Raw genomic sequence first — 11885 nt, 5'->3', positions numbered from 1 at the left:
ATCAGCCTTTTTTACAAATAATTCCTCCCTTTATTTATCTTAAAATCAACTAATTAATATTTTTGTCGTGTACTAAGAATTATGTTATATAAACAAACCGTTATTAATGAGCTTTTGGAATTACTTCAAAGGCTTATGAAAGATGATAAACTAAAAGAGTTAATCTTAGTTGGTGATACTGCACTTGCATTAAAAATTGGTCATAGACTCTCTGTAGATATAGACTTGTTTTCAACCACAGATTTTGCTCCTAATTCTTTAGCAGATTACTTACAAAACAATTATGATGCTGAGATTACAAGAATAGCAAACAATACTAATACTGTTCTTGCTTGTATTGAGGTATAAAAGTAGATTTAATTGCTCATAAGTATCCTCTTGTCAATTCTATTGAATTTATTGACAACGTTAGAGGGGCAGTAAAAATGCATGCATTGCTTGATTTTGATGGAAATCTACCAGATTATATTAATATTACTAATGGTAAAACAGCTGATAATAAAGGCGCTTATGACATTCCTTTACTTAAAGGTAGTGTTATAGTTGCTGATCGTTTTTATAATGATTTTAGCCTTTTAAATGTCTGGGACAGCAAACAAGTATTCTTTGTCATTAGACATAAAGACAACTTGAAATTTGAAACAATTAAAGAGCTGGAACTACCTGAGAATAGACATCAAAATATTTTAAAAGATGAGATAATTACTTTAACTAATGGTAACTCAAAACAACTATATCCTAATAAACTAAGACGAGTAGCTGTATGGGATCAAGAAAATGAGCAAGTTATAGAGCTTATCACAAATCAATTTACCTGGACTGCTAATACAATTAGTGAGCTTTATAAAAGTAGATGGATGGTGGATACCTTAGAAGGCACAGGCTTATCGGTCTATACAGGTATGTGGAAGTATCTATGTACCATACTTAGGAATTACATTAGTTGTAGAGTTTAAGAACATTCAAATCAACATAGACTACCTATTAATCTGTGGAGTGGTAGAGACAAACTGTTTTTTTAGGACTTTTTTACATATGGTTAGTATTTAATAAGCGTACTTTTCAATATATTATATTTTATAACTATTAAACATTTATACAATATCTACATCTGACACTAAGTAACTTATCTAAAACAAACATAAAAGTCGATATTAATTTTTTTCACAAAATAAGCATAATACAATTATGAAAACAATTCCTATAATTATAAATAATCTATAAAAATTTCAGTTTATTTTAAATTAACTAAATAAAAAGTAATTATTTGTTTACAATAATTTAAATCAATTAATCTTTGCTATATTTGAAAAATAAATATTATAATAAAATTAACAAAAATAAGGTTTGAAATAGAAATTAAAGAATAGAATAATTTTATATTTTAAAAACTGATTAATATTTGTTAAGAATGAATGATTATGAGAGATAAAACTTACTTACTAATTTTATTTTTTTGTTTTACAAAAGCGCTTTCTCAAACTAATGAGATGGTTGTGACAGTTTTTGATTCTTTATATAATCCAATAGAAGAAGTTCTTTTTATAGAAATTACTAGTGAAAAAGAACTAAAGACAGATTATAAAGGAGAAGTTGTTATTAGAGGTGAAGAAAAATCTAGCTACATTTTATTTAAAGAAAATTATATCACTAAGCAATATAGTTGGCTAGAATTAAATGAGAATAGAACTGTAATCCTAGAAAATGACAATCAAATTTTGTCAGAATTACTTATATATGTTTCTCCTACAAAAAATGATGCTAGTAGTATTAATTATAAAATTAATGAAAAATACTTAGGAGAAAATCCCACAGTATTTAATGTTATAGAAAACATCCCAATGTTTTTTATTAAAGGAGAAAAAATCAACTATAAGGGAAAAGGAGTTACTATAATTATTAATGGAAAAAAAACTATCGGTAAAATTGAAAATATTGATCCTAAAAATATTGAGTCTATCGAGGTAATACCTTATGGACATTCAGCTTACGGTGTTATAGGAGAGCCAGTAGTTAATATTGTAATGAAAGATAATGTATTGGACTACTTTAGGGAGGATTTAAACGTTGGATACAATTTAAATAAGGGAAACTATGTTTTTAATGCTAACTCTTTTTTTAAAAAAAATAAGGTAACAGTATCATTACCTATTAGACTAGGAAAATCTGTTTTTGATAGTCATAGTACAATATATTCAGCAAGTAAGAAAATAAATAATAGCATAGATAAAACTAAGTCGTATGGTTTAACTCTACAACCAGAGATTAGTATTAAGATTAATGATAAAAACTCTATTAGTTCTTCATTCTTTTTATATACTCCTAAAAATAAAAACGACAGTAAATATAATACTATCCAAAATGAATTAGAAGAGAACTACAAGCAAGATATTAATTACCTAAATACTGGCGCATTACTTTCATATAACAATATAGTAAACGACAGTACTTCTTTTGATATATCATTTTTATACACTTATAATGAATATAAAAATAAAGGGGATTACCAAGAGAAAAGTTGGGGAAATATTCTATATGACAATGCTCTTAACTTTGATGTTATTCTTAAAAAGAGAAAAAGGCAATTCTTTAAGCTTCCCATGCGCTATGATATATATTATTCATATTATTACTCGGAACTTAAAAATGTAGAAGGTAATAATGTTAATAATGAGCGTCATAAATTTGCTTTTAATACTACATTAAGCTTAATTAAGAATGTTAGTTTTAATACAGATCTTTCATATAATCTTATTAATAATAATAAAAATGTCTTATTAAATAGTTCAACGTTAGCATTTAACAAAAATTCCTTTTCAGCTTATCTAAATTATTATAATTCCTATCAATTAATTTCTGCATATGACTTAAACAAACAAAATAGTATAGATAGTAACTTAAATACAAATATTGATAATTATAATATTAAAAAAAGTAATATAGATAATTTATCAATCGAGTTTAATTATTCAATCAAAAATGGAGTAGATGTCTTTATTAGGGGAAAATATAAAATTCATCACAATGCACCAGTTAGTTACTTGTTTAAATCAGATGAAGATATGCTATTTAAAACAAATTTAAACTTAGGAAAAAATTTAAGTTATGCTTTTGATATAGGTGGTTTTTTTGAAATCAATGATCGTTTTATAATCCAATCACTCTTAACCTTCAATAAATCTCAAGCTCAAATTTTAGATTATAAGTCTAGTAAGAATTTAGTTGGTTATGACTTTTATGCTAAATACAATTTAGACAAAGGCTTAAGTTTTAAATTCTCTTCTTCATATAATAATTATAACATGTTTAGTGCTTTGGAATCAAATAAAGTAAACTATCCATTTGTAAGCTTAACGATTGAAAAAGAATTTATTAATAAGAATCTAAAAACTTCTTTAGTAATTAATAATCCATTTATTAAGGCTAAAGAACAATATAATGCTTTTTACTCTGATAGTTTTGATAATATAAATATAGTTGATACAAGATTTAAATCTAAAGAGATAAAGAACTATTCTTCAATATATGTTAGTTTAAGCTATACTCTAGGAAATAAAAAATTAAGAATGAAAAGAGACTTACCAATTAAGGCTAAATATTAAATATTATGAAGTATATAAAAAACTTACTGTTGTTATTTTTTATCTTTTTTTTGTCAATGTCTGTTATCGAAAAAATAACCAATTATAATTCTTTTATATTAAGTATTGAGAATACTCAACTATTTTTTAGTTGGTTTATAATTCCATTATCTTATTTTGTTATTGGAATTGAAATAATCACAGTAATAGCATTAGTGCTTAAAGAAAAAATAGGTTTTTTATGTTTGTTTTTAATTTTTTTATGCTTCTCTATTTACATTATAATACTAAGCTATTTTAATAAATATACATCATGTGGATGTGGTGGTTTTTTAAATTATTTAGGATATACTAAACATCTTGTATTTAATATTTCTATATGTATTTTATCCCTTCTTGTTTATTTAAAATTATCTACTAATGAAAAATAAAAGTTTAATTATATTAATATTATTAATAATAGGATCTGGTTTTCTCTTTATTATTTATAATAATAAAAAGCAAAGTGATTCTGATGATGATACACTAATAAATAGAAAAACTATTTATACAGAGACTGTTTTATTAGATGTTAATGAAAACATTTATACAATGCCTAGGTTATCTTTTTCCTATAATGAATCAAAATTTCTAGCCTATCAAGTAAATAATAAATCTGTATCTATTGATGAATATAGTACTAATTCATCGAAGTTAATTAACTCGAACATAATAGATATTGATAGTGTACTAACAATATCTAGTTTTAATAGTGATTTTTTATACTATATTAATAATAGTAGTATGTTTATTAAAATAAATAGAGAAACTTTGAAAAAAGAAAAAATATGTGATTCTGTTTATAATGCTTTTCCAATAAATGAAAAAGAATTTTTTATTTTCTCGACAGTTAAAAAGAAAGATAAGTTCCACATAGGTGTATTTAAATTAAAAGACAATAAAGAATTAGATACTATTCAAATAAGTCAATCTGACACTATTTATAGGAAAGAAAACATTCTTCTTTATGATGGCTATTTTACCCAACATACAGGTGGGTATTTCAGTTACACATATTATAACATACCAGAAATTATTTTATTTAATAGAGATTTAACTTATAAAAAGACTTTTATTTTAACTGATAAGAAAGTTACTCCTAATATATATACAAGAAATAATACTTTTATATTATCTCAAGGTTCTAAATCTTTTACTAAAGGCGTTCATTTAGATCAGAATAAAGAAGAACTTATAGTTTTTTCAAATTATTATAATCAATACGATTATGGATTTTTATTAGATTATTATTCTATAGAAAGTGGCCAATATAATAACAGTAAAATTATACAGATAAAAAATAAGATTATTAATAATTCATATATTCAAAAAGTGTATTCAAATGAGAAGAAAAATGTTAAAATATATTCATTCGGAGATATCTTAAGTATCTAAATATTATTAACCAATTAAATTTTAAACATTATGAAAAAAATCAAAATTATTGTTGCACTTCTAGCAATTACAGGCGGTTTTGTTTTAAACCAACAAGCTCGTGCTCAGAAGCTTGGTTATGTATGTGATCAATCATCTGATAGGACATGTCAGATAGGAGATATCATTACTAATGGAGAGGCTGAAAGAGTGTCAATTCCGACAGAGCCTAAATTCCCTGATCCACATTAAAATTAGGGGTTTTTATTATTAGTGGTCAGAAACTATTCTGACCACTTTTTTTTAACGTATTTACTTAGTCGAACCTTAAAATGACTTTTTAAGGTTCGACTAAGTAATATTCCTTTCTTTTACCAATTTTGCGACCTTCGGGAGAAAAACGAGTGGTCTTTGATACTGGAAAATTTTCAATTTGTAAGGACAAAGACACATCTCGATGATTCTAACGTTATTTCGTTATAGATATTAATCCATTAATTTATTTCATTATACTCAAAGAAAAGTTATCTTCTAGTTCTTTATCATATCACAAAATGAACCTAAAAAGTAATTAGTATGAGCCAAGTAAACACAAGTAGTATTCGTTTTTCTAAGATTATCTTAGAAAAATTAAAAACGCACTTAAGAATTTAATAGTTCACTAAGAATAAGACTTAGTTCACTAAATAGTTGTAAAAAAAAAGTACAAACTTTTATATATTCATTTTCATTTATAAAGATAAAGCTTATGTTAGAAGAAGTATTCGAAGCAAAAATACAGTATACCTATGATTTTTCATTAGGATATGAAGATATTGTAGAATCAGAACTGATTAAAAGAACTCAATATATATATGAAATAGAAGATAGATCAAAAATTAAAAACTTAATTCTTCTTATAGGAGATGAAGGAATTGGAAAAACTACAATTTGTCAAGAGTTTATTAAAGCTAATGACAATAATTGCATGTCAGTTATATTTAGAGCTGGGAATAAAGCTGATTTTTCTGTAAATTATTTTCTAGAAAATATTGTATATCAGTTAGCATTTTTACTAAATATCCCAGAAGAAGAAGTGGAAGTTAGTCAACAATTTTATCGTCGCTTAATTACTAAATTAAGAAGACAAGATAAAAGCAAAGTTTTTTATTTTATTATTGATGGGTTAAGTAAAGAGAATACTTCACTTTTGAATGAGCTAAGTGAATATTTTTATTTAGGTACCGCAAATTTTTGTTATATAATATCAGTTAACAAGGCTAAAAATTTTACTAAAGATTTAAAATTAGATGTATCAGATGCTGAGAAAATAAATGTTTTAAGCTTCTCAGCTGTTGAAATAAATTCTTATGTAAATATCAACAATTTAACTGCTTCTCAAGAGAACAAAATATATCAATTAACTAAGGGAATACCTTCAAGGTTATCACTTCTCAAAAGGAAAATGAAATTAAGTACAAACATTAATGAATTACTAGACAATAGTAGTAATTATAATGATTGGTTACAATCTGATTACGAAAGTATTAATTTTGATAATGAAGTTTTAAAAAAAATATATTCATTAATTTCTTTGAGCCCAAATATACTATCTATATCAGATTTAATATATATTTTAGAAGAAAAGGAAACGGAAATAAAAAGGCTTATAAGTGAAAATGATATCTTATCAATTGACAGAGTCTCTGACGAAGTAGAGGAAGTTACTTTTATTTCACGTATACATAAAGATTACTTTTCAAAAGAACTGGCCACTCAAAAAGAATATGTAGAAAAGTCACTTATATATTTGTTAAATAATATAGATGATTTTAGAAAGAAAATTGAAATACTTTCTATTATGTCTAATAACAGTAAATGGCTAGAATTAGATGAGCAGATTAATGATGATTTTTTATTAAATTCTTTTCTATCTACAGGAGATTTAAACACAGTAAATAATATTATCACATTCTCTAACTTTGCTTCAAATAAATTAGAAAAACAAAACAAACTTATTGATGTTTCTCTTAAGGGAAGCTTTATCAATTATCTAAAAAAAAATAATGAATTACTTTCTGAAGTAAACACAAAATTAGCCTTTAATGATTACAGTGGTGCAATTGAAATAGCAAATACTTCATTGATAACAATAGAGAGACTACGTCTGTATTGTATAATTGCTAAAAATCAAAAGAAAAAACAAGAACTAATAGATAAAACTCTACTAGATGATATAAATTCTTTATTTCATAGTTGTGATTTTACTAATACAGGAGATGTGGTTTATGATATCTTTTCTGATATGATACATATTGATTCATCAATTGTTTTAAAATTATTAGATAATGAAGAATTCAGAAATAACAATAACTTAAATGATGTTATTATAGCAAAGCTTTCATTAATGGCTTTAAATAACGAAATTGATAATGATAAAAGGGACTCTTTAAGTGAAAGTATAGAGAAATTTCACAATTCTAGTTCCCGAAAAATAACTAGAGCTTTATCATATATTTTAAGTGATTATCCTTTAAAAAATATAATTAGAGATATAGATAAGCAAAATGATTCCATAGAAAAAATTAAAATTATAAGATTATATCTTGAAAACTTAAAAAAATATGAAATAGGACTTGATGATTTATTAGATAAGTCATTTGAGATATTGATATCCAATGATGGTAATAAATTTATAGATATTGAAATTCTTATTTTACTATCTTCTAAAATTGTTTTATTAGAAGAGTCTGAAAGGAAGAGAGAATTAATAAGAAAATTAAGATCTATCGAAAATAGTGTTTCAAATGTAAGTTTAACTATACACAAAACTCAGTATGAATTAAATATTTTTAGATTAGAGAAAATCGATTCTCCAGAAAGAAGTTATAAAATACTTGAAAAATTAATAAATGATACAAATAAAGAATGTGATTTTTTAATTAAATCAGAAGCTTTTTCGTTAATATACAACACGCTTTTTACAAACAAAGATCGTTTTATTGATAAGTTAAAAAAATACAACATCGAGCTATTAAAAGAATCTATCACCCAGTTGTTAACAAGGACTGCTAATCATTACATGATTTTTAAAAAAATAATTAAAAACATATGTATTGTAGATTTTAAATATGCTTGGGACATAAGTAATGAATTAAATAATACTATCAATAGAGATAGAATAAAAATGGATATTTTAGAAAACTACCTTTATTTTAATTCAGGTATCAGTATAAACCTTCATTTACTTAAAACCTCTCTTAACGATATAAAAGAAATTTTTTTAAAAGAAATTGCTGTTATTATAATACTAGAAAAATTTGCTGAAGAAAAGGATATTATTAAAATAAGCATAGAGTCATTATATGAAATTTATACTTACAGTATGGCTACTCTTAATACGACTCCTGGTGAAGGTATTTATCAAAGTGTTTTAATGCTTAAAATTTTAAAAAACGCTAAGAATAATGATAAAATTAAGTATAAAAAAGTTAAAGATTGTTTAGAAAAAGAAATTGATAAAGTAAGTAATGATTGGAGTAGACTTGCTATTGTCAACCAAATATGTATTGATATTGCAGATATTGATATAAGTTATGCAAAAAAAATATATGGTGAGACAATAAAAAATAAGAAAGACAATATTTTTAATTCAGAAATGTTTTGTAAAAGTTATTGTTATAATCTAGAACTATTAATTTATTCTTTTGAAGCAATAGTGTTGAAATGTAATGATTATACAGCAGAGTTAAAATTAATTATAAATGCTATAAATAAGCTGCCATCTAATGAATTACGAGTTAGTTTTTATTCAAAATTAGTTTTTATTCTATATACAGCGGGGCATATTAAAGAAGCTCAAGCAGTATTTGACAAGAATGTAGCAAATATTATTATAAATAAGAATTTGATACATTTTGATAATTCAGGAATATACTGTCTACTATATTTATTTAATGAATCATATGCAAAAGAAATAATCAGCAAACTTTCTATAAGTAAGGCAGATGATATATACTTTGATATTAGTATTTTCTTTTTAACAAAGAATAATCCTTTTAAAAAGTATGATGACCAAGATGAAAAGTATAATGAACCAAGTTTTACAGATGTTAGCAAAAGTATTCAATTAATACAAAACTTAAATACAGATTTTTATATTTTTAAATCGATAGAACAAGTTACAAATTATCTTAAAAGAAAAGAAGTTGATTTTAAAGCAAAACAAAGTAGTTATTTAAAAGCAGAACTTGATAATATTATCAAAACAAAATTACCTGATAAAAATAACATACAACATAATGGTTACAAATTATTAGCACAAATGTTTGTTTCTAAATACAGTACTAATCATTACTCTATCAGCTTAGAAGATATTGATAATAATGTAGATAATATTTCAGATCGTATTTTTGTCAAATCTCATATTATAGAAAATTTAAAACAAAATGAAAGAAAAGCTTTTTTTGAAGATATTGTAAAAGATCTTAAATCAATGGAAATCAATTATGAGTATATTGAAAGAATTAAAGATATTTCTAAAATTATGTATTCTCAAAATAGGGGGGAATGGACTAAACTATTGAAAGAAAGTTTAACTATATCAAATAATATTTCTGATACTTATGAAGCGTTTTCATATCAAAAAAACTTAATAGATACCCTGTACAAAATAGATGAAAAATTATGCAAGGAATTGGTTGAAACTATTAATATTTCAACTGAAAGCTCTACTAAAAATAAATTGTTAAAAAAGCATTTGAATAGGTTAGACCTTGCAAAAAAAATACAAAATAATAGGGATGTTAAAGAGCAAGAGATTAGAAATGATAAGAATATTTTATATGCAATAACAGAATCACTTATTTTACTTAATTCAGGAAAAATACCTCCTAAAAAAATAAACCTATTAGATAAATATTTTACACCTGCTTGTAGAACTTCGATTGATAATTCGCTAGTTTTCTTTGTGTATTATTTAACAAATTTAATGACAAAATTATATCACAATAAAACAGAGGAACAAAATATTCAACAATTAATAAAGAAAATATTTACTAGTACTAACTTAAATTTCGATTTTCTAAAGAGACTTCATTCTATTAATTTTGAAACTTCAGTAGCGTCATTAGAATTAAAGAAGGAAGAAGATTTTGTGATTATTGATATTGGAGAACGTCAAAAAGCATTTGACTATATTGTGAATTGGTTAGTTAATGAGTCTATAGATAAAGATGAAATTATTATAATTGATCCATATTTTGATGTTAACGATCTAGATATCATCAAGCTTTTATATGATATTAAAAATGAGATTAGTTTTAGTGTATTGACTAATAAAGGTATGAATAAAGAAAATATTGAACAAAAATGGAAAGAAATATCTTCTTTAGATATGCCTATTTCTGATTTTATGACAGTATCAAAATCTGACGGTTCAACACCTTTTCATGAGAGATATATTTTGAGCAAAAAGAATAAAACTGGATTAAAAATTGGGTCTTCATTAAATTATTTAGGGTTAAAGAAAATTTCCGATTTGACATACTTAAATACTGATCAGTATGAAGCTATAAATGAAAGTATTGTTACGCGTTTTTTATCTAATCGAGAAAGAGAAGTTCAGGGAAACAGAATTTTCTATGAATATTGTCAATTTTAAAAGAGTAATATTAAGTTTTAACAATTACTGCAGTATACTACTGAATACCTCGTGAACTTTCCTCGAGGTATTTTCTTTTTATAACCAATTGACACTGTATTAGATAATATTGATTTTGTTTACAGTGGCAAGAAATTGCGTCTTTTCGCTTCAATTTCCGCTACTGATGCTAGGTTCTAAAACGTTAGCAAGGTATCCTACAAAACAAAGGATTTAGTAATCGAATGATAATGGCAAGTTATGTTTTGAGGCACTCGAAATTGAGATTCTCGCTTTCAAAACGACTTGCTCTTGCAGAGGGCTGAAAAACTACTCCGAAGTCGTGAGTTTTTGATTGAGATAGTAGGTAGACTCAAAATATTGAGTGGTTTACGGATTTCCGTAATAGATTTAGAGAAAGTTTTAATATGTTTGAATATGAATTATAAGATACTTTAAGTAAGTTTCTTATTTTATAAAAAACTAATTATATTGTTAGCAAATTTAACGAAATGCACATATGGTGTTGTTTTACGAAACTACACCGTGTTTTATTTCGTGAAATAACAATGTTTACGCAATTATATAAAATCCGTCCATGAAATTAAGAGCATACATAATTGAATACGCAACAATGTTAGATGAAGTCTGTTCATTAACATTATGTGAATTACTACAAATTAAAAAAGATAAATCTATAAGTTTTGGCTATAAAACAATGGCGTTGTCCTTTAATCACAAAATAAATTTGTTAGTAGACTTGTCTTCAGTTGACAATATAATACAAAAAAAATTTCAAATTTTTGCTGAAATTAGAAATAAGTTTGCTCATGTATTTGAAGTTAATTCTTATACTACGTTTATGAATTTAAATGATGATACCAGACGAAACTGTAAAAAACTTGAAGATTGGTTTCCCATAGATACTGAACAAAACGAACTTCAAAACGAAAGAGATTTAGTTTCATCCGATTTTATATTTTTAATTAGATATATACTTCTTTATCGAGAGCTTTCAGAATTCGCAATATCAATAAGTTTGAAAAATGCTGAAAAAAGAGGATACGAAGAAGGTAGAAAAGCTACCTTGGAAACCTCATATCAGATTATGCAAGATGAAATTATGAAACTTCATAATAAAGATGAAATTCTTAAAAAAATTAATGATAAAGTAAAGCAATTATAACTGAGTACAATAACTAAGCTTTCGTCTTGCCCGGAGGGCACGAGATGAAAGCCCGTTGAACGGAACCGTAGGAAGCTTAATACGT

General features: G+C 24.8%; 8 protein-coding genes. All 8 read left to right on the top strand.

Translation table 11 applies throughout. The features are described 5' to 3' along the window. Window positions 1–81: 81 nt before the first annotated feature. The 8 genes from HX049_RS17575 to HX049_RS17540 all read left to right on the top strand — a co-directional run bounded on the left by HX049_RS17575 (window position 82) and on the right by HX049_RS17540 (window position 11800). Window positions 82–348: a nucleotidyl transferase AbiEii/AbiGii toxin family protein gene (locus tag HX049_RS17575; protein ID WP_235280637.1), complete on the top strand. Its 267-nt coding sequence runs from the start codon at window positions 82–84 to the stop codon at window positions 346–348. Further along, window positions 345–956 (top strand): IS4 family transposase, encoded by a 612-nt coding sequence (locus HX049_RS17570; RefSeq protein ID WP_411836122.1) that lies wholly within the window; start codon window positions 345–347, stop codon window positions 954–956. Before HX049_RS17575 ends, HX049_RS17570 begins: the two co-directional genes overlap by 4 nt. A 465-nt stretch (window positions 957–1421) precedes the next feature. After that, window positions 1422–3602 carry an outer membrane beta-barrel protein gene (locus HX049_RS17565; protein ID WP_286417602.1) on the top strand — a complete coding sequence of 727 codons (2181 nt, stop codon included), beginning with the start codon at window positions 1422–1424 and terminating at the stop codon, window positions 3600–3602. Between the two features lie 5 nt (window positions 3603–3607). After that, the gene (locus HX049_RS17560) at window positions 3608–4012 is read left to right on the top strand and encodes a MauE/DoxX family redox-associated membrane protein (RefSeq protein WP_286417600.1); all 405 of its coding nucleotides are present in this window, start codon (window positions 3608–3610) and stop codon (window positions 4010–4012) included. Further along, complete coding sequence (locus HX049_RS17555) at window positions 4002–5015, top strand: hypothetical protein (RefSeq protein ID WP_286417599.1); 1014 nt, start codon at window positions 4002–4004, stop codon at window positions 5013–5015. The genes HX049_RS17560 and HX049_RS17555 overlap by 11 nt, the downstream gene beginning before the upstream one ends. 30 nt (window positions 5016–5045) lie before the next feature. Beyond that, entirely contained in the window at window positions 5046–5246 is a 201-nt protein-coding gene (locus HX049_RS17550) for a hypothetical protein (protein ID WP_286417598.1), read from the top strand. Between the two features lie 496 nt (window positions 5247–5742). Further along, on the top strand, window positions 5743–10635 hold the full coding sequence (locus HX049_RS17545) for an ATP-binding protein (RefSeq protein WP_286417596.1): 4893 nt from the start codon (window positions 5743–5745) through the stop codon (window positions 10633–10635). 577 nt (window positions 10636–11212) lie between these two features. Then, a complete protein-coding gene (locus HX049_RS17540; RefSeq protein ID WP_006265041.1) occupies window positions 11213–11800 on the top strand; it encodes a hypothetical protein in 588 nt (195 codons plus the stop codon). Window positions 11801–11885: the final 85 nt, after the last annotated feature.

The organism is Myroides odoratimimus (assembly GCF_030326305.1).
Taxonomy (GTDB): domain Bacteria; phylum Bacteroidota; class Bacteroidia; order Flavobacteriales; family Flavobacteriaceae; genus Flavobacterium; species Flavobacterium odoratimimum_A.
This window is presented reverse-complemented; position numbering and strand designations above follow the sequence as displayed.